General features: G+C 68.6%; 17 protein-coding genes. 11 read left to right on the top strand and 6 right to left on the bottom strand.

What is annotated here, in order from left to right; genetic code table 11:
- Nucleotides 1–35: 35 nt before the first annotated feature.
- Nucleotides 36–302, top strand: a complete 267-nt coding sequence (locus tag BLV60_RS10795; protein WP_093054171.1) for a hypothetical protein — start codon at nucleotides 36–38, stop codon at nucleotides 300–302.
- On the opposite strand, the gene rpe is transcribed toward BLV60_RS10795, so the two are convergent.
- Nucleotides 292–987, bottom strand: coding sequence for a ribulose-phosphate 3-epimerase (gene rpe, locus BLV60_RS10790; protein ID WP_093054169.1), 696 nt, complete (start codon nucleotides 985–987; stop codon nucleotides 292–294). The two genes, BLV60_RS10795 and rpe, sit on opposite strands and share 11 nt — an antisense overlap.
- 109 nt (nucleotides 988–1,096) lie before the next feature.
- Between rpe and BLV60_RS10785 the strand changes: the two genes are divergently transcribed.
- From BLV60_RS10785 to BLV60_RS10765, 5 genes are all read left to right on the top strand, one after another.
- Nucleotides 1,097–2,476, top strand: a complete 1,380-nt coding sequence (locus tag BLV60_RS10785; RefSeq protein ID WP_176928767.1) for an RDD family protein — start codon at nucleotides 1,097–1,099, stop codon at nucleotides 2,474–2,476.
- Nucleotides 2,477–2,524: 48 nt separating this feature from the next.
- Nucleotides 2,525–2,920: a Co2+/Mg2+ efflux protein ApaG gene (gene apaG, locus BLV60_RS10780; protein ID WP_093054165.1), complete on the top strand. Its 396-nt coding sequence runs from the start codon at nucleotides 2,525–2,527 to the stop codon at nucleotides 2,918–2,920.
- Nucleotides 2,921–3,039: 119 nt separating this feature from the next.
- The gene (locus tag BLV60_RS10775) at nucleotides 3,040–5,025 is read left to right on the top strand and encodes a site-specific recombinase (protein WP_093054163.1); all 1,986 of its coding nucleotides are present in this window, start codon (nucleotides 3,040–3,042) and stop codon (nucleotides 5,023–5,025) included.
- Nucleotides 5,022–6,293 carry a cation:proton antiporter gene (locus tag BLV60_RS10770; RefSeq protein WP_093054161.1) on the top strand — a complete coding sequence of 424 codons (1,272 nt, stop codon included), beginning with the start codon at nucleotides 5,022–5,024 and terminating at the stop codon, nucleotides 6,291–6,293. Before BLV60_RS10775 ends, BLV60_RS10770 begins: the two co-directional genes overlap by 4 nt.
- On the top strand, nucleotides 6,290–7,510 hold the full coding sequence (locus BLV60_RS10765) for a YbdK family carboxylate-amine ligase (protein ID WP_093054159.1): 1,221 nt from the start codon (nucleotides 6,290–6,292) through the stop codon (nucleotides 7,508–7,510). The genes BLV60_RS10770 and BLV60_RS10765 overlap by 4 nt, the downstream gene beginning before the upstream one ends.
- A 49-nt stretch (nucleotides 7,511–7,559) precedes the next feature.
- Here BLV60_RS10765 and BLV60_RS10760 read toward each other — a convergent pair whose 3' ends face one another.
- Nucleotides 7,560–8,021, bottom strand: a complete 462-nt coding sequence (locus tag BLV60_RS10760) for a hypothetical protein (RefSeq protein ID WP_093054157.1) — start codon at nucleotides 8,019–8,021, stop codon at nucleotides 7,560–7,562.
- Nucleotides 8,022–8,101: 80 nt separating this feature from the next.
- On the opposite strand from BLV60_RS10760, the gene thiL reads away from it, so the two are divergent.
- Nucleotides 8,102–9,058, top strand: a complete 957-nt coding sequence (thiL, locus tag BLV60_RS10755; protein ID WP_093054155.1) for a thiamine-phosphate kinase — start codon at nucleotides 8,102–8,104, stop codon at nucleotides 9,056–9,058.
- Between the two features lie 27 nt (nucleotides 9,059–9,085).
- On the opposite strand, the gene BLV60_RS10750 is transcribed toward thiL, so the two are convergent.
- Nucleotides 9,086–9,796 carry a DUF3053 domain-containing protein gene (locus BLV60_RS10750; protein WP_093054153.1) on the bottom strand — a complete coding sequence of 237 codons (711 nt, stop codon included), beginning with the start codon at nucleotides 9,794–9,796 and terminating at the stop codon, nucleotides 9,086–9,088.
- A 36-nt stretch (nucleotides 9,797–9,832) separates the two neighbouring features.
- On the bottom strand, nucleotides 9,833–10,729 hold the full coding sequence (locus BLV60_RS10745; protein WP_093054151.1) for a LysR family transcriptional regulator: 897 nt from the start codon (nucleotides 10,727–10,729) through the stop codon (nucleotides 9,833–9,835).
- 97 nt (nucleotides 10,730–10,826) lie between these two features.
- Here BLV60_RS10745 and BLV60_RS10740 point away from each other — a divergent pair, with 97 nt between their 5' ends.
- Together BLV60_RS10740 and BLV60_RS10735 are read left to right on the top strand one after the other, a co-directional pair.
- On the top strand, nucleotides 10,827–11,858 hold the full coding sequence (locus BLV60_RS10740; protein ID WP_093054149.1) for a Bug family tripartite tricarboxylate transporter substrate binding protein: 1,032 nt from the start codon (nucleotides 10,827–10,829) through the stop codon (nucleotides 11,856–11,858).
- A 30-nt stretch (nucleotides 11,859–11,888) separates the two neighbouring features.
- Nucleotides 11,889–13,604: an FAD-dependent oxidoreductase gene (locus BLV60_RS10735; RefSeq protein WP_093054147.1), complete on the top strand. Its 1,716-nt coding sequence runs from the start codon at nucleotides 11,889–11,891 to the stop codon at nucleotides 13,602–13,604.
- Between the two features lie 28 nt (nucleotides 13,605–13,632).
- Here the strand turns inward: BLV60_RS10735 and BLV60_RS10730 are convergent, their stop codons facing one another.
- Nucleotides 13,633–15,081, bottom strand: coding sequence for an MFS transporter (locus tag BLV60_RS10730; RefSeq protein WP_093054145.1), 1,449 nt, complete (start codon nucleotides 15,079–15,081; stop codon nucleotides 13,633–13,635).
- A 182-nt stretch (nucleotides 15,082–15,263) separates the two neighbouring features.
- Here BLV60_RS10730 and BLV60_RS10725 point away from each other — a divergent pair, with 182 nt between their 5' ends.
- On the top strand, nucleotides 15,264–15,791 hold the full coding sequence (locus tag BLV60_RS10725) for a phosphatidylglycerophosphatase A family protein (protein WP_093054280.1): 528 nt from the start codon (nucleotides 15,264–15,266) through the stop codon (nucleotides 15,789–15,791).
- A complete protein-coding gene (locus BLV60_RS10720) occupies nucleotides 15,785–16,312 on the top strand; it encodes a CinA family protein (protein ID WP_093054143.1) in 528 nt (175 codons plus the stop codon). Before BLV60_RS10725 ends, BLV60_RS10720 begins: the two co-directional genes overlap by 7 nt.
- A gap of 38 nt (nucleotides 16,313–16,350) precedes the next feature.
- Here BLV60_RS10720 and BLV60_RS10715 read toward each other — a convergent pair whose 3' ends face one another.
- Complete coding sequence (locus tag BLV60_RS10715; protein ID WP_256328960.1) at nucleotides 16,351–17,535, bottom strand: Acg family FMN-binding oxidoreductase; 1,185 nt, start codon at nucleotides 17,533–17,535, stop codon at nucleotides 16,351–16,353.
- Nucleotides 17,536–17,554 lie beyond the last annotated feature (19 nt).

Raw genomic sequence — 17,554 nt, 5'->3', positions numbered from 1 at the left:
CGACACAGGCTCGTTCTTCATTGAAGGAGCCCCGCATGAGCAAGAGCAGCAAGAGCAAGACCGCGCCGGCCGATCCTCAAAAGGATGCCGGCGGCGGCAAGACGAAGGTGGAGCAAGGCGGCGAATCGGCGCCGCGCCTGCCGCACGAGCACGACCAGTCGTCCGACAGCCAGCAGACGCAGGACGGCCGTCCGACCGAGGTGGGCCGCCAAGCCCATGAAGACGTGGAGCGCGGTTTGGTCGATACCGACCGCGGGCTGGAGGCCAACCGCGTCTACAAGAGCGGGAAGATCAAGCGCTGACGACGCCCGCCAGCTGCTTGCGCATGTCGGTGATGACGGCGCCGTAGTCCTTGGCGTTGAAGATGGCGCTGCCCGCCACGAAGGTGTCGGCGCCGGCCGAGGCCACGCGCGCGATGTTGTCGGCCTTGATGCCGCCATCCACCTCGAGGCGGATGTCGCGTCCGCTCTGCTCGATGCGCTTGCGCGCGAGTTCGATCTTGCGCAGCGCAGAGTCGATGAAGCTCTGGCCGCCGAAGCCGGGGTTCACGCTCATGATCAGGATCAGGTCGATGTCGTCGATGGCCCAGTCGAGCGCCTCCAGGCCCAGCCCCGGGTTGAACACCAGCCCGGCCTTGCAGCCGGCCGCCTTGATGGCCTGGATGCTGCGGTGCGTGTGGGGCGAGGCGTCGGGGTGGAAGCTGATGTAGTCGGCGCCCGCTTGCGCGAAAGAGGCCGCCAGTGCGTCGACCGGCTGGATCATCAGGTGCACGTCGACGGGCACCGGGGTGCCGTCGGCGGTCTTGGCGTAGGGCTTGAGTGCCTGGCAGATCATCGGGCCGAAGGTCAGGTTCGGTACGTAGTGGTTGTCCATCACGTCGAAATGGATCCAGTCGGCGCCGGCCGCAATCACGTCGGTCAGTTCTTTGCCGAGGTGCGCGAAGTCGGCGGACAGGATGGAGGGCGCGATGCGAAACGGGGTGCTCATGCCCCCGATTGTCGCTTCAGCCCCGCCCGCTTGTCCTTGGAGCAAGGAGTACTTCCCGATACATTTGTGTGGCCCGCAGAGGGCGGCACTACAAGACGGGGGAGCTTCCATGGACGAGGGCTGGTGGTACGCACGGGGCGAAGACAGGCAGGGTCCGTTGTCGGTCGCGCAGATCCATGAACGCATTCGCACGGGCGTCATCGACGCGCAGACGCTGGTCTGGCGTCCGGGGCGGCTGGCCTGGAAGCCCCTGCACCAGGTCGAGGAACTGATGCTGCCCGGCATGCGCATGGAGCCAGTGCTGCTGCCGGACTTCGGGCCCGCCGCAGTGCGCGAGGCGCCGCCTTTGCCCGACGAGGAAGCAGCCCCGGACCACCCGATGCCCGCGCCGCAGTCCGCGCGCCCCGACCCGGAACCGTGGCTGTCCGACGGCCCCCTGGAGGCACCAGCACCGCAAAGGCGTGACCCCGGCCTGCCGGCGGCCGGCCCGTGGCGCCGCTTTTTCGCCCGTCTCTTCGACGTCTGGACGATGTGCCTGCCCGCCGGCTTCTTCATGGCCGCGGTGGTGGGCCGCATCTGGCCGGCCTTCGGCCTGTGGATGGAAAACCCGTCGTCCACGCCAACGCTCGGGATCATCTTCCTGCCCGTGGCGCTGGTCTTCGAAGCCATCGTCTTCGGCCTGTTCGGCACGACGCTGGGCAAGCTGCTGTTCGGCGTGCGGGTCAGGCTGCGCGACGGCGGGCGGCCAACCTTCCTTCAGTACCTGGGACGCGTGGCGTGGATGTACCTGTCCGGCCTCGGCCTGGGCATTCCCTTCGTCACGCTGTTAACCATGGGCCGCCAGTTCTTCGAGGTGAAGGAGGGCCGCCCCGCCACCTACGACGCGAAGCGCTATCTGGTGCAGGCGGCCGGAACCGGCGTGTTGCGCACGGGCCTGGCCGTGACCGCACTGGCGGGCCTCGTGGCCGGAGTGGTCTTCATCAACCAGCGCGAGGCGCAAAGAAGCATGCGCTTCTACGCCGGCTTCGAGTGGACGAACCCTGTCACGAAGCTGCGCGCGAGCATCCCGCGCGGGTGGCAATACCGGGAGCAGTCCAACACCACCGGCGACGTGGTTCACACCTTCTTCTCGGACACCGTGGTCGCGGTCTTCGCCGTGGAAGGTGGCATGGAGCAGGTGAGCCTGGACGAGTACCAGCGGATCTGGGCGATGGCGGTGCGCCCGTCGATGGAGCTGGACGCGCGCGCGCGCCCCATCAACGTCAAGGGCCGCCTGGGCCTGCAGATGAAGGGTGCGATGACCACGGACGCCTCGCGGCACGTGGACGCCACGCTGCTGAAGAGCGGCACCCAGGTCTGGCGCATCGTGCTGGTCGGCACCTCGGACCGGGACCCGGACACGGCCGCCACCGCGGCGCTGCGCGACCTGCTGTTCCAGACCGTTCCGGCCGCGGCACCCGAGAGCACGCCGAAGGGCAACACGATCTGACATCGCCAGGCGGACATGGGGAAAAGGCCTCCAGTTACCATCGCGCCCATGTCACACAGCCCCTTCAGCGTGCAAGTCGAACCGCGCTACCTGGCCGAACAGTCGTCGGCCAAGGACAACATCTACACCTTCTCGTACACGGTCACCGTCACCAACACGGGGACGGTGGCTGCCCAGCTGATCGCCCGCCACTGGCTCATCAACGATGCCTCGGGCCATGCGCAGGAGGTCAAAGGCCTCGGCGTGATCGGCCAGCAGCCGCTGCTGGCGCCCGGCGAATCCTTCCGCTACACGAGCGGCTGCCGCCTGCAGGCGCCCAGCGGGACGATGCATGGCAGCTATTTCGTGGTGACGGAAGAAGGCGAGCGCTTCGACGTGCCGATTCCGATGTTCGTGCTTGAAGCGGATGTGGGCGGAGCCCCCGTCTCCCGCGTGCTTCACTAGGTACTCCCCCAGGCTTCGCGCACTTCGTGTCGCTTCGCCAACCCCCTCGCCGGGGGCAACACCAGCGGCCCGGCAAAGCCGGTTCCGCGGCGTTCCCCGGCGCTTGACGAGATCGTTCCATGGCTGCCGCATCGCGCGACTTGCAGGGGCTGCTTGCCGGCCTCGACCCGACAGCCGACGTGGCGCAGCGCCACATCTGGCTCATCAATATCTTCGACTGGCTGCGCGGCGACCGCGCCTCGCCCCAGGCGGCAATTGGCCGCGTGCAGCTGCTGCTCGACGCCATCGAGGCGCGGCCCGAATTGCGCGAGCGGCTACGCGCCTGGTGGCGCGTGTTCACGCAGGCGGTCGACCTGACCACGCTGCTGGCCGACTACGGCTTTGCGCCGCGCACCGCCTTCGCCAGCGAGCTGGGCGAGCGGCTGCGCCGCAAGATCCTGCCCGGCACGCCCGAGACCACCGACGCGTCGGACCTGTTCCGCATGGTGCTGCCCGGCGTGTTCGACGCGGGCTGGATCGCTCTGCTCGACGAAACGCAGCTGGCCCGCATCGGCGCGCTGCTGGCCGATGCGGCGCTGGACGACGACGGCGCGCCGCGCTGGCGCCACACGGTGATGGATGCCGTCACCTACTGCAGCAGCCAGGTGGTGGCGGCCGGTTTCTCGCCGGAGCTGCGCCTGCGCATGAGCACCGAGGTGCTGGGCCAGGGGCGCCCTTTCCATTCGCTGATGGCCGACCTCGACGAACTGCGCGAGCAGATGTTCGACCGGCCCGGCGAGCCCCGCGACGAGGAGGCGCTGCAGGCTGCCTTCTTGGCCTTCCGCGACCGGCTCGACGCCTGCCGGGCCGGCGCCGCCTCGGTCTACACGCACCTGGAAGACAACGGCATCTCGGTCGGCCTGGTGTTCCGGCTGCGCCAGTTGCGCGAGCGGGTGTTGCGCATCCGCGAGCTGCTCGACTGCCTGATGGCGCCCAACCCCGCGCCCAGCGTCGCGCGGCTGGTAGGCCGGCTGGTGCTGGCGGGCGGCGAGCGCAACAGCATCCGCGCGCTGATCGCCTCCAATTCATCGATGCTGGCCGCCAAGGTGACCGAGCGCAGCGCCGAGACCGGCGAGCACTACATCACCCGAGACCGCGCCAGCTACCTGCAGATGGTGAAGAAGGCCGCGGGCGGGGGCGCGCTCACGGCCATCACGGTGCTGCTGAAGTTCGGCATCTATGCGCTGGGCCTGTCGGCCTTCTGGAGCGGGCTGGGCGCGGGGCTGATGTATGCGGCCAGCTTCGTCGCGATCCAGCTGCTGCACCTGACGCTGGCCACCAAGCAGCCCGCGATGACGGCGCCGGCCATGGCGGCGCGGCTGCGCGACATCGATTCGGACGGCGCGGTGAACGATTTCGTCGACGAGGTCGCGAACCTCGTGCGCTCGCAGGTGGCGGCGGTGCTGGGCAATGTGCTGGTCGTGGTGCCGGCGGTGGTGGGCATCGCGCTGCTGGCCCAGCTGGCGCTGGAACGACCGTTGCTCGACGCCGCGCATGCCGCAGCCACGCTGAAATCGCTTTCGCTGGCGGGGCCGACCGCGCTTTACGCGGCAATCACCGGCATCCTACTGTTTTCGGCCAGCATCGTCGCCGGATGGACAGAAAACGCCTTTGTCCTGCATCGCATGGACTCCGCCATGCGTTACAACCCCCGCATCGGCGCTTTTCTCGGCGCCGCACGGGCCCGCCGCTGGGCCGATTTCATGCGCACACACATCTCAGGCTTCGCCTCCAACATCTCGCTGGGACTCATGCTCGGGCTGCTGCCCGCGTTCGCGGGTTTCTTCGGGCTTGGCCTTGATGTGCGGCACGTGACACTCTCGGCCGGACAGATCGCCGCAGCCGCGGCATCCACCGGCCTCGGGGTGCTGCAGCAGCCCGCGCTGTGGTGGGCGGTAGCGGCGATCCCGGTCATTGGCGCGCTCAATGTGAGCGTGAGTTTCTACTTCGCTTTCCGCCTGGCGCTGCGCGCGCACAGCGTGAGCCTCGGTGACCGCGCCCGCATCCGCAGCGCGATCTGGGCCCGCTGGCGCAGCCGGCCGGTGAGCTTTTTCCTGCCTGGATGAATTTGACGAGCTTCCTCAACGATCTGCTGGGCTTCTGGTCCGAATGGGTGCGCCCCTCGGCGGGCCTGCCCACCGTGCTGTGGTCGCTGCTGCTGGCGGCGGCGGCGGCTTCCGGCCACCTGGTGCAACGCTATCTTGGGTTTCCCAAGGTCATCGGCTATTCGCTGGTGGGCGCGGTGGTGGGCTTCGCCGGCTTCGAAGGCGCGATCTGGCCGCTGCGCGGCATCAGCCTCTTTCTGCTCGAACTCGGCGTGGCCGTGGTGCTGTTCGAGGCCGGCGGGCGGCTGCCGCTGCGCTGGTTCCGCCATAACCCGATGGTGCTGGTGCAGAGCCTGCTCGAAGCCACGCTGACCTACTTCGGCGTGTACTGGGTGCTCACGCTGCTGGGCCTGCCCGAGCCGGTGGCCAACCCGATCGCGCTGATGGCCATCGTCGCCTCGCCGGCGGTGCTGAGCCGCGTGATCATCGACACGCGCGCCGCTGGCCCCGTGACCGAACGCGCGATGACGCTGGCCACGCTCAATACCTTCTACGCACTGGCACTGGGCTATGCGCAGGCCGGGCTGATCGAGCGCGCGCCGCAGACGATGCTGCAGAAGCTGTATCCGGTGGCGGTGGTGCTGGGCCTGTCGTTCGTGGTCGGCGGGATCATGGCGCTGGCGCTGCGCTCAGCCCTGCGGGTGATGAGCCCGTCGAGCGAGAACACGTCGATCCTGCTGCTGGCGATCATCGCGGCGGGCGCCGCGCTCACCGCGCACATCGGCGGTTCGGCGCCGCTGGCAGCGTTGATCGGCGGCGTGCTGTTGAAGACGCTCAACCCCAAGCCCTGGGCCTGGCAGCGACAGTTGGGCACAGCGGCTTCGCTGCTGACCATGCTGATGTTCGTGCTGGTGTCGATCGTGGCGGCGCAGGCCGACTGGACGTTGCCGGTGGCCAGCGTGGTGCTGGCCGTGATCGGCGTGCGCCTGCTGGCCAAGATTTCGGGCGTGGCCATCGCCAACCCCGGTAGCGGCGCGAGCTGGAAGCAGGCCTTCTGGGTCGGCTGCGCGATGTCGCCGCTGTCGTCGATTGCACTGCTCATTGCCTCCAATTTCGCCACGGCATCGCCGCTGCTGGGCACGATGATCACGCAGGTGGCCCTGCCCTCGATCCTGTTGATGGAGGTGGTGGGCGCGATGCTCGCCACGGTGGCCATCCACGCGGCGGGCGAAAGCTCGGTGCCCTGGATGCCCCAGGCCTTCAGCATCACGGAGGACACGCAGCGATGAGCACCGCAACCAACAACCACAACAACACGCCTATCGACCCGGACAGCGACGACGTCCGCTCGGCGCCGCTGCCTTCGGACCCGGAGAGCCGCGCGGTCAAGCTCGAACCCTTCAACAAGTCGGAAGCGCTGTCGCTCGGCGTGGAGCTGGAGCTGCAGCTCGTGAACACGCACGACTACGACCTGGCCCCGTACGCCGAGGACATGCTGCGCCTGATGGCGCAGACCCCGCTGCCCGGCAGCGTGGTGCCCGAGATGACGTCGAGCATGATCGAGATCTCGACCGACATCTGCCACTCGGCGCAGGACGTGATCACGCAGCTGTCACCCATTCGCGAGGCGCTGATCCGCAATGCCGACAAGCTCAACATCGCGGTGGTGGGCGGCGGCACACATGCGTTCCAGCAGTGGCACGAGCGGCGCATCTATGACAAACCGCGCTTTCGCGAACTGTCGGAGCTGTACGGCTACCTGAGCAAGCAGTTCACCATCTTCGGGCAGCACGTGCACATCGGCTGCCCCGATGCCGACTCGGCGCTGCTGATGCTGCACCGCATGTCGCGCTACATCCCGCACTTCATTGCGCTGTCGGCGTCTTCGCCCTTCGTGCAGGGGCAGGACACGCAGTTCGACTCGGCGCGGCTGAACTCGGTGTTCGCGTTTCCGCTGTCGGGCCGCGCGCCTTTCACACTGAGCTGGAAGGAATTCGAGGCGTACTTCGAGCGCATGACCCGTACCGGCGTCGTGCGCAGCATGAAAGACTTCTACTGGGACATCCGCCCCAAGCCCGAGTTCGGCACCATCGAGATCCGCGTGTTCGACACACCGCTCACCGTCGAGCGCGCCGCCGCGCTCGCGGGCTACGTGCAGTCGCTGGCAGCGTGGTTCCTGCAGGAGCAGCCCTTCGAGCCGACGGAAGACGACTACCTCGTCTACACCTACAACCGCTTCCAGGCCTGCCGCTTCGGGCTCGATGCGGTGTACGTGGACCCGGCCACCGGCCAGCACATGCCGCTGCGCGACCACATCCTGATGACGATGACCCAGCTCGAATGGCACAGCGAGGCGCTCAACGCCACGCAGGCGCTGGGCGAGCTGCGCACCAGCGTGGAAGCCAACCGCAACGATGCGCGCTGGCTGCGCGAGAAGCAGGGCAAAGAGCGGCTGCTGGCCGAAGTGGTGCGGCAGGCGGCGCTGAGGTTCCGCGGCGCGGCCTGAGCCGTGCGGGGCTGACAACCGGCAAGGCCGCGCTTTTCTTCCGTACCAATCAGGCTTGGTCGTCGAGGAACGGTGCAGCCACGGCACGGCACCGCGGCAACATTGGCGGGAGTTCGCTTCGCACGAACGCAAGTGCGGCCTTTTCGTCTTCGCAGTCGCTGAGCAGGTGATCGAGCTGGTAACCGAAGGACACAGCAGGCTCGGACAACTCCTCGCCCATGCAGTATCGCGAGGCCCAGTTCGCGAATGCCAGTGCCGAAACCGTCGAATCGAATTCGGTTTCGACCGCCCGGACGCAGAACTGCTGGAGATAGCTCATCGGCGCCGGGCGCGGAGGAAAATCGTATTGAGCCCGCTTCAGGCACAGCTCGGGCCCGTAGGTCACGAGATCGAAAAGCTCCTGCTGAAACTCATCGGTTCTCGCGACGGCAACGCCGGCCCAGTCGACAAGCGCTTGAGAAGACAGAAGACCCGAAGCCCAAAGGCCGAGCATGTTCTCGATCGATCGCATCAAAGAAGTCCGAATTCAGGCATTGCAGGTTTGTAGCATTGCCCGCCACCGAGGCAGTCCACCCCTTATGCTCCAACCCCATGGGTGAATTCGACCTGATCACGCGCTACTTCAAGCGCCCCGCCACGCGCTCCCCGCTGGGCGTGGGCGACGACTGCGCGCTGCTTGCGCCCGCTGCGGGCATGCAGCTCGCCGTGTCCTCCGACATGCTGGTCGAGGGCCGGCACTTTCTTTCCACCGTCGATCCGGCGCGGCTGGGCCACAAGGCGCTGGCGGTGAACCTCAGCGACCTGGCGGCCTGCGGTGCGAAGCCGCTGGCCTTCACGCTCGCGCTCGCGCTGCCGGGCGTCGACGAGCCCTGGCTCGAGGGCTTCTCGCGCGGCCTGTTCGCGCTGGCCGATGCGCATGGCTGCGAGCTGGTGGGCGGCGACACCACGCGCGGCCCGCTCAACATCTGCATCACGGTGTTCGGCGAAGTGCCGGCCGGCGCGGCGCTGCTGCGTTCGGGCGCGCGCGCGGGCGACGACATCTGGGTGAGCGGCACGCTGGGCGATGCGCGGCTGGCGCTCGAGGTGTTTCGCGGCACGATCGTGCTGTCGGCCGAGGCTTTCGAATCGACGCGCATGCGCATGGAGCAGCCCACGCCGCGCGTGGCGCTGGGGCAGGCCTTGCGCGGCATCGCCTCTTCGGCGGTGGATGTGAGCGATGGGTTGATCGGCGACCTGGGCCACATCCTCGGTTCGAGCGGCGTGGGCGCCACGCTCGATGCCGATGCGGCCACGGCCCTGATCGCTGCCGAGGCGCCCGGCCTGCGCACCGAGCTCTTGCGTACCTGCGCACTCTCTGGCGGCGACGACTACGAGCTGGTCTTCACCGCGCCCGCCTCTGCGCGCGACGCGGTCACGCAAGCCGGCCTGAACAGCGCCACGCGCGTCACGCGCATCGGCCGCATCGAGGCCGATGCCGGCCTGCGCATCGTCGATGCAACCGGCGCGCCGGTGTCACAGCGCTTCGGCTCGTTCGACCACTTCGTCTGAGCTCTTGTCGTTGCTGCGCCGCTCCGGTCAGGAGCCGCGCACCATCGCCTGCATCTTCTGCTGTGCAGCGTTGATGGCTGCCGATTGACCGTTGAGCTGCTGCAGCATCTTGTTGAGCTCGGCCTGCACCGCCGGGTCGGTCACGGTGACCGAAGAGCCTGCGACCTGGATCTTCGACTTGTTCTTCTCCATGAAGTCGCCGATGGCCAGCGCGCTGTTGAACACGGTGTCGAGCGCGGGGAACACTTCCTTGAAGGTGGTGGCTGGCGCAGTCACGGTCTTGTCGAAGGCCTTGTCGTAGACCTGCTTCAGGTCGTCGGGCTGCTTGAGCTGCGCATGCGCGGCATCGGCCTTGGCGGTCTGCTGGTCGAGCGCGGTGCGCAGGGCGGTCAGTCCATCCTTCGCGGCCTTGAGGTCGTCGCGGCGCGCCGGCAGGTCGGCGATGGAACGCAGCGCGCCCTTGGCCATGATCTGCGTCATGGGCTGGCTCACCGACTTGTTCATGCCTTCGTTGAAGTCGGTGATCACGGCGTAGTGCTTCGCGTAGTCGCCGAACGAGGTTTTCTCTTCCTCGCTAGGCACCGGCACGCGCAGGCCGGGCTTGTCGAGCACGCGGGTCTGCAGGAAGGTGGTGAAGGCCTTGCGCTGCTCGGCTTCCTTGTTGCCGCAGGCCACCAGCGCGAAGCTGAAGACCACCAGGAGCGACAGGGCCCCGAGACGTTGAATGAAAGTTCTCATGGGGACTGGCCCTCCCGTGTGTTGTGGATCTAAAAATTATAGGGAGCGCTTCAGAGCCTCTATGAAGGCACGCGCCGCGGCCGAGAGCGAGTGGCCGCGCTTGGTGACGATGGAGATGTCGCGCGCCACGCGCGGCGAACTCAGTATCTTGATCACCAGAGACGGATTGGCCTCCGCGCGCGCGAAGGCCGAGGGCATGATCGACGCGCCCATGCCGGCGGCAGTCATCCAGATGGCGGTCGAGAGAAACGAAACCTCGTTCACCACGTCAAGCGCCACGCCCGCATCGGCCGCGGTGCCGTCGATGAGCGGGCGCACGCCGTAGCCCGGGCGCACGGTGATGACGGGATGGCGCGCCAGGTCGGTCCAGCGCACCACGCGCGCCTTGGCCAGCGGGTGGTCTTCCCGGCACACCAGCGCAAGGTGGTCGCGCATGAGCCGCTGCACCTCGACCTCGGCGCCGGGCCGCTCGGGCGTGCCGATGCCGAAATCGACGTGCTCGCCGAGGATGCGCGAGATGAACTGGTCGGGCGCGCAGTCGTTCACCAGCACGCGCACGCCGGGGTGCTGCTCGTTGAACGCGCGCATGGCATCGGGCAGAAGAAAGGCCGAGAGCGTGGGCGTGATGGCCAGCGTGACGCGGCCGCGCTCGAGCGTGGCCAGTTCGCGAAAGTCGGCCGAGAGCGAATCGACGTCGCGCAGGATGCGCTCGACCGTGACCATCATCTGCTCGGCCGCCGCCGTGGCCTTGAGCGAACGCGTGGTGCGGTCGAACAGGCGCGTGTCCAGTCCGTCCTCGAGCTGGCGGATCAGCATGCTCACCGCCGACTGCGTAACGAACAGCCGCTGAGCCGCCGCGCTGAGCTTTTTCAGCTGGTAGACCGCGAGGAATGCACGCAGCTGGCGGATCGTAGGACTGAAGTTCGTATTCATCAGAAAAGATGATATTTCATTAGAAATATCTTGATTTACGAATGAATGCTGTCATCGTTCAATCGTTGAAAAGACACATCACATTCAAGGAGCCTCGATGGCAGTACCTCTTGCCGACGGGAAGAGCGCGCTTCGCAGGCAGCTCATGCTGGGCGCAGTCGGCGCGGCATTGACCGGCGGCTCGGCTTTCGCGCAGGCCCCTGCGCCATCGCCATCTTCGACCGTCGGCGATTTCCCGAACAGGCCCATCCGCATGGTCGTGACCTTTCCGCCGGGCGGCAGCGCCGACGCGGTGGTGCGCCTGATGGTGCCGCGGCTCAACGAGAAACTGGGCCAGCCCTTGGTGGTCGACAACCGGCCCGGCGCCGGCGGCAACGTGGGGCTCGCGCTGGTGGCCAAGACACCGGCCGACGGCTACACGCTGGGGCTGGGCGCGGCCGGTGCGCTGACGGCCAACGCGAGCCTGTACGCACAGATGCCCTTCGACCCGGTGAAGGACTTCAAACCCGTGGGCATGGTCGCGGCCACGCCCTTCGTGATCGTGGGACACCCTTCCCTTCCGGCGCGCACGCAGCGCGAGCTGATCGCGCTGGCGAAGGCGAAGCCGGGCACGCTGTCGATCGGTCATGGCGGCAACGGCACGGCCATGCACCTGTCGGCGGCGCTGTTCGCGCAGATGGCCGACGTGAAGCTGGTTGAAGTGCCCTACCGCGGCTCGGGCCCCGCGGCGCTCGACACCATGGCGGGGCAGATCCAGCTCGCGCTGGTCGACCTGCAGGCTTCGCTGCAGCAGATCCGCGCGGGAAAGCTGATCGCCTTCGCGGTGACCAGCGCACAGCGCGTGCCGATGCTGCCCGAAGTGCCTTCGGTGGCCGAGGCCGGCCTGCCCGGCTACGACTCCACGGGCTGGTTCGGCGTGGTGGCGCCCGCAGGCACACCCGCGCCCATCGTTGCGCGGCTCAACGCCGAGATCAACGCCGCGCTCGGCGACGAGCAGATCAAGGCCGCGATGCGCAACCTCGGTGCAGAACCAGCGCCGAGCTCGACAGACGCCTTCGAGGCCTACATCCAATCCGAGACGAAGAAGTGGGCGCAGGTGATCCAGACCGCCCACATCCGGCTCGACTGACGGCACGCACCCTTCCGCCCTCTTGCGAACATGACCGACCACCACACCGCAGCAGCACTGCAGGCCGACGTGATGATCGTCGGCGCCGGCCCCGTGGGCCTTACGCTGGCCATGGACCTCGCCTCGCGCGGCGTCTCGGTCGTCATCTGCGAGACGCGCCGTTTCGCGGAGCCACCGAACGTGAAGTGCAACCACGTGGCATCGCGCACCATGGAGCAGTTCCGCCGCCTGGGCGTGGCGCAGAAGCTGCGAGATGCGGGGCTGCCCGCGGACTATCCGAACGACGTGGTGTTCCGCACCAGCGTGACAGGCACCGAACTCACGCGCATTCCGATTCCGTGCCGCCGCGATCGCTACACAGAAACCGAGGGCCCCGACGCGTGGTGGCCCACGCCTGAGCCGCCGCATCGCATCAACCAGATTTACCTCGAGCCCATCCTGCTGAAGCACACGGCCGCGCTGCCGGGCGTGACGCTCCTGAACCGCACGCAGTTCGCAGGTTTCACGCAAGACGATGAAGGCGTGACCGCCATCGCCACCGACATGGACAGCGGCGTGACGCGCAGCATCCGATGCCGCTACATGGTGGGCTGCGACGGCGGCGCCTCCACCGTGCGCAAGCAGATCGGCGCAAGGCTCGAAGGCACGGCCGTGATCCAGCGCGTGCAGTCGACCTTCATCCGCGCGCCGCAGCTACGCGCGCTGATTCCGGGCAAGCCGGCGTGGTCGTACTACGCAATGAACCCGCGCCGCTGCGGCACCATGTTCGCCATCGACGGGCACGAGACCTGGCTGGTGCACAACCACCTGAATGCCGAAGAGCCCGAGTTCGATTCGGTCGACCGCGACAAGTCGCTGCGCGAAATCCTCGGCGTGGGCCCCGACTTCAAATACGAGATCATCAGCAAGGAAGACTGGATCGGCCGCCGCCTCGTGGCCAATCGCTTCCGCGAGGGCCGCGTTTTCATCGCTGGCGACGCTGCACACCTGTGGGTGCCCTATGCGGGCTACGGCATGAACGCGGGCATTGCCGACGCGCTCAACCTCTCGTGGCTGCTGGGCGCGGTGGTGCAGGGCTGGGGCGACGAGGCCATCCTCGACGCCTACGAGGCAGAGCGCCAGCCGATCACCGAGCAGGTGTCGAACTTCGCGATGGACCATGCGCAGAAGATGATCCGCGCGCGCCGCGCCGTGCCGCCGAACATCGAGGAGCCCGGCCCCGCCGGCGATGCGCTGCGCGCCGACATCGGACGCGAGGCCTACGAGCTGAACGTGCAGCAGTTCTGCTGCGGCGGCCTCAACTTCGGCTACTTCTACAGCGGCTCGCCGATCATCATTGCGGACGGCGAGCACATGGCGCCGCCCTATTCGATGGGCGAGTTCACGCCGTCCACCGTGCCGGGCTGCCGCGCGCCGCACTTCTGGCTTTCGGACGGCCGCTCGGTCTACGACGCCTTCGGCCCCGGCTACACGATGCTGCGCTTCGACCGCAGCGCGGACGTGCGGCCGCTCGAACGGGCCGCGGCCGCCTACAGCATGCCGCTCACGGTGCTGGACATCGAGACCGAAGACGTACCCAAGGCCTACACGCACCGCCTCGTGCTGTGCCGCCCCGACCAGCACGTGGCCTGGCGCGGTGCGCACCTGCCGGCCGAGGTCTACGACCTGGTGGGCCTGCTGCGCGGTGAAGGCCTGCGGGTGCGGGCGCGCCGGCGGGCGCTGGCCTGGGAAGGCGTGGTGGCCTGAGCCTTCTCTTCTTCTAAGGCTGGCCCGCTCACCAGCCGCGCCGTGCGACGGCGCGGTACGCAAGCCACACCGCCAAGGCCGGCGCGAGCGCAAAGCTCGCGAACAGCCACACGGCCGCCGAGCGCGCGCCTTCGAGGCCGCCCGGCACGGTGAGGCCCGCCGCATTCGCCACCAGCCCCGCCACGGCCGCGCCAACGGCCATGCCGTAGAGCTGCACGGTGGTGATCGAGGCGGAGGCCAGGCCTTCCTCGCCCCTGGGCGCGAGCGCCATCACGCGCGTGATGAGGTGCGGCCAGCCGATGCCCACGCCAAGCCCCACGGCCGCCAGTGCGACGGCGATCAGCAATGTCTCGAAGCCGTCGGCGAAGAACGCCGGTGACGGCAGCAGCCACGCCAGCGCCGCCAGCCCCAGCGTGCAGATCACCGGGCCGGCGCGCAGCATGCGGTCGGCCCCCGTGCCGCTGCGGCCCGAGGACAGCAGCGAGCCCGCGCTCCAGCCGCCCGCCATCGCGGCGGTGAGATAGCCCGCTGCCAGCGGCGAGTGGCCGTGCAGCAACTGCAAAAAGTACGGCACGAAGATTTCGGTGGTGCTGCCGATCAGCAGCAGCGCCACGCTCGCGTAGATGGCGCCCAGCGGCGCGCTCATCGAATAGGCGCCGCTCGGCAGCACGCGCACGGTGGCGCGACTGTCGATGCGCGTGGCCGCGAAGCCGATGGCCAGCCCCAGTGCCACGCCGACGGCCTGCCAGAGCAGCTCGGGCCACAGGCCGCTGGCCGCAATCACCAGTACCGACAGCGCGAGCAGGCCGATCTGCATCCCCGGCACGCGCGGTGGAACCTCGGGCCGCGCGTGCTTCACGCCCATCGAGGGTCGCAATTGCACGAGCACCAGCAGCGCCTGCGCCGCCGCCACTGGCAGCAGGAACCAGAAGGCCCAGCGCCAATGCCCGGCCTGCGCGAACAGGCCGCCCACGGCCGGCCCGCACAGCGTGGCAACGCCCCACATGCCAGACACCAGCGCCACTGCGCGCGGCCACAGCCGCTGCTCGAACACCAGCTGGATCAGCCCGTAGCTCAGCGCCGCGAGCAGGCCGCCGCCCAGCCCCTGCACCGTGCGGCCCGCGAGCATCCACGGCATGGCCGGCGCGAGCGCGCAGCCGACCGAGCCGGCGCTGAACACCGCCAGCGCCGCCAGGCACGCGCCGCGCGGGCCGAGCACCGCGAGCAGCCGCACCGACAGCGTGGCGCCGAGGATCGAGCCGACCACGAAGAGCGTGGTGCTCCAGGCGTACCAGTCGAGCCCGCCGATCTCACGCACCACCGACGGCAGCACGGTGGTCACGATGTGCACGTTGACGGCATGCAGCGCGACGCCGCCTGTCAGTGCCAGCGCGCGCCAGCCATTGCGGCCGCTGAACAATTCGCTCCAGGCGGCGGTGGCAGGCGGACGACGCAGGGCGGCGGAAGAGGAAGACATGGCGCGAAGACGAAGCTTGGAAAGGAGTCCGGATACTAGGCGGCCGGCGCCAATTAAACAAGCTATTACTTTGATAAATAAACCGCACCGAACCGGTGCCGGCGCAGATGCGCGACACTTCTGCCCCGATGCACGCCGCTTCTTCCTCTCCTTCTTCCTTGTCCACCACGACCACCGGCGCCATGCCCCAACCCCCGATGCGCCGCGCCACGCTGCGCTTTCTGCTGTCGCACCCCGCGCATTTCATAGCGCTGGGCTTCGGCTCGGGCCTGTCTCCCTTCGCGCCCGGCACCGTGGGCACGCTGTGGGCCTGGGTGGCTTTCGCGGTGATGCAGCTTTGGTTCACGCCGGCGACCATCGGCTGGATCATCGCGGCCTCGCTGCCCATCGGCTGGTGGGCCTGCACCGTGGCCGCGCGCAACATGAACGTGGCCGACCCCGGCGCCGTGGTGTGGGACGAAGTGATCGCCTTCTGGATCGTGCTCTGGCTGGTAACGCCGGCCGGCCTCTTCGCACAGGCCATCGCCTTTGCGCTGTTCCGTTATTTCGATGCCGCCAAGCCCGGCCCGGTGGGCTGGGCCGACGCGCTGTTCAAGCAGCGCGATGCGGTGCAGGTGCGCTGGTGGCGCGCGGGCTTCGGCATCATCCTCGACGACCTGGTGGCGGCGTTCTGCACGCTGCTGGTCATTGCACTCTGGCGCGCATGGTGAACCCGATGGACTCTTCCTCTACAACGGCGCTCGCCGACCAGGACACGCCCGAACTGGTCGTGGCCCTGGCCGGCTTGCTGCAGAAAAAAGGCTGGATGCTGGCCACCGCCGAAAGCTGCACGGGCGGGCTGATCGGCGCGGCCTGCACCGAGCTGGCAGGGTCGAGCGTGTGGTTCGAGCGCGGCTTCATCACGTATTCCAACGAAGCCAAGACCGAGCTGCTGGGCGTGGACGCAACGGTGATCGCGGCGAACGGCGCGGTCAGCGAGCCGGTGGCACGCGCCATGGCCACGGGCGCGATCGCGCATTCGCCGCCGTCGCGCGTGGCGCTGGCCGTGACCGGCGTGGCGGGCCCGACCGGCGGTACGCCCGACAAGCCGGTGGGCACGGTGTGGTTCGGCTGGTCGGTCGATGGCGATGTGCGCACCGAGCGCCGCCGTTTCGACGGCGACCGCGCCACGGTGCGCGCGGCCACGGTGCATCACGCGCTGAAGACGCTGGTCGAGCTGCTCTCGCGCTGAACGCGCGGGCAGGCTCCGGCCTTCAGGCCTTCAGGCCTTCAGGCCGTCATGAAGTCGCCGAGCGGCCGGCGCGGCGCGGCAGGCACCGGCGCCATCGGGTAACCGAGACGGCACATCATCTGCACCGTCGGGCTGTGCCTGTCGCCCGGCCGCGCGGTGCCCAGCAGCAGGTCGTGCGCGACCGCACGGCACGGCGCCATCTCCGCGAACTCTTCGAGCGGCTGGCTCATCGGGTGCATGCCCAGGCCCAGGTCGGTGGCGCGCAGCTGCTGACGCACGTGGGCGCGGCCCGCCGCAATCTGCTCGGTGCGGCTGTTGCCGCGCGTGCTGAGCCAGACGAATCCCATCGCGGTTTGGGCCTGGTCCTCGAACATCTGCAGGGTCTGGCGGAACGAAGGGCTGTCTTCGGGCGCGGGCGTGCTGCGGCTGAACTGCCCCAGCGCAACGGCGATGCGCAGCGCCGGATCGTTGACCGAGAAGCCGTCGCGGTGTTCGAGGATCTCCTGCGGGCCGATGCGCAGCAGCTGCAGGTTTTCCATCGCGGTGCCGGGCGTGGCGAGCTCCACGCGCGCGGCCGCGGCGCAGAGCCTGCGCAAGGGCAGCACGCGCGCCATCTCGACCGTGCCGGCCGAGCTCACCATGCCGCCCACCGGCACCACCGAGGTGAGGCCCTGCAATATGTCGGCCGACACCGGCCGCGTGAGGTCGAAGCGCTGCTTGGGCGTGCGCCGCCGCAGCACCTGCGCGAACAGCGGATCGGGCACGCCACCGTCCGCCAGCCGCAGCCGCGCCACCGGAATGTGCGGCCAGTGCCGCGGCTCGCCGATCAGCTCGCCCTGCGGCCACAGCTGCACGCTGGCCTGCACGCCCTGCTGCGCGAGCGCCATCACCAGCAGCTCGATGAAAGCGCCGTGGCCGATGACGACCTGCCGGCCGAAGGGATCGGACTCGGGCTGCACGCGCTCGCGGTCGCAATAGACCACGATGGCGTCGGGCTCGCGCAGGTCGACCAGCCAGGGCTGGCAGTTGTACGCGGTGGGGGCAGTGACGGCATAGGCGACGGCGCGCTTGCGCACGTCGGGCTCGTTGCCGGGGCCGTTCCATACCTCCAGCGCGGCCGCCGGCATGTCGGAGTTCAGCCACCAGGCTGCCAGCGCGGCCGCACCCGCCGCTACGACAACGCCGCCTCCCAGCAGCCGGACAAAGTTTCTTCGCTCATCCATTGCGCGGATTATCGAAAGC

The sequence above is a fragment of the Variovorax sp. YR634 genome (assembly GCF_900106655.1).
Taxonomy (GTDB): domain Bacteria; phylum Pseudomonadota; class Gammaproteobacteria; order Burkholderiales; family Burkholderiaceae_C; genus Variovorax.
The sequence above is the reverse complement of the archived record's forward strand: the minus strand, read 5'-3'. Positions and strand labels throughout refer to the sequence as shown.

What these genes read in the sequence shown, in the direction of transcription:
- BLV60_RS10795 (WP_093054171.1), top strand. Translation starts at nt 36, where the DNA reads ATGAGCAAGAGCAGCAAGAGCAAGACCGCGCCGGCCGATCCTCAAAAG.
- rpe (WP_093054169.1), bottom strand. Translation starts at nt 987, where the DNA reads ATGAGCACCCCGTTTCGCATCGCGCCCTCCATCCTGTCCGCCGACTTC.
- BLV60_RS10785 (WP_176928767.1), top strand. Translation starts at nt 1,097, where the DNA reads ATGGACGAGGGCTGGTGGTACGCACGGGGCGAAGACAGGCAGGGTCCG.
- apaG (WP_093054165.1), top strand. Translation starts at nt 2,525, where the DNA reads ATGTCACACAGCCCCTTCAGCGTGCAAGTCGAACCGCGCTACCTGGCC.
- BLV60_RS10775 (WP_093054163.1), top strand. Translation starts at nt 3,040, where the DNA reads ATGGCTGCCGCATCGCGCGACTTGCAGGGGCTGCTTGCCGGCCTCGAC.
- BLV60_RS10770 (WP_093054161.1), top strand. Translation starts at nt 5,022, where the DNA reads ATGAATTTGACGAGCTTCCTCAACGATCTGCTGGGCTTCTGGTCCGAA.
- BLV60_RS10765 (WP_093054159.1), top strand. Translation starts at nt 6,290, where the DNA reads ATGAGCACCGCAACCAACAACCACAACAACACGCCTATCGACCCGGAC.
- BLV60_RS10760 (WP_093054157.1), bottom strand. Translation starts at nt 8,021, where the DNA reads ATGCGATCGATCGAGAACATGCTCGGCCTTTGGGCTTCGGGTCTTCTG.
- thiL (WP_093054155.1), top strand. Translation starts at nt 8,102, where the DNA reads ATGGGTGAATTCGACCTGATCACGCGCTACTTCAAGCGCCCCGCCACG.
- BLV60_RS10750 (WP_093054153.1), bottom strand. Translation starts at nt 9,796, where the DNA reads ATGAGAACTTTCATTCAACGTCTCGGGGCCCTGTCGCTCCTGGTGGTC.
- BLV60_RS10745 (WP_093054151.1), bottom strand. Translation starts at nt 10,729, where the DNA reads ATGAATACGAACTTCAGTCCTACGATCCGCCAGCTGCGTGCATTCCTC.
- BLV60_RS10740 (WP_093054149.1), top strand. Translation starts at nt 10,827, where the DNA reads ATGGCAGTACCTCTTGCCGACGGGAAGAGCGCGCTTCGCAGGCAGCTC.
- BLV60_RS10735 (WP_093054147.1), top strand. Translation starts at nt 11,889, where the DNA reads ATGACCGACCACCACACCGCAGCAGCACTGCAGGCCGACGTGATGATC.
- BLV60_RS10730 (WP_093054145.1), bottom strand. Translation starts at nt 15,081, where the DNA reads ATGTCTTCCTCTTCCGCCGCCCTGCGTCGTCCGCCTGCCACCGCCGCC.
- BLV60_RS10725 (WP_093054280.1), top strand. Translation starts at nt 15,264, where the DNA reads ATGCCCCAACCCCCGATGCGCCGCGCCACGCTGCGCTTTCTGCTGTCG.
- BLV60_RS10720 (WP_093054143.1), top strand. Translation starts at nt 15,785, where the DNA reads ATGGTGAACCCGATGGACTCTTCCTCTACAACGGCGCTCGCCGACCAG.
- BLV60_RS10715 (WP_256328960.1), bottom strand. Translation starts at nt 17,535, where the DNA reads ATGGATGAGCGAAGAAACTTTGTCCGGCTGCTGGGAGGCGGCGTTGTC.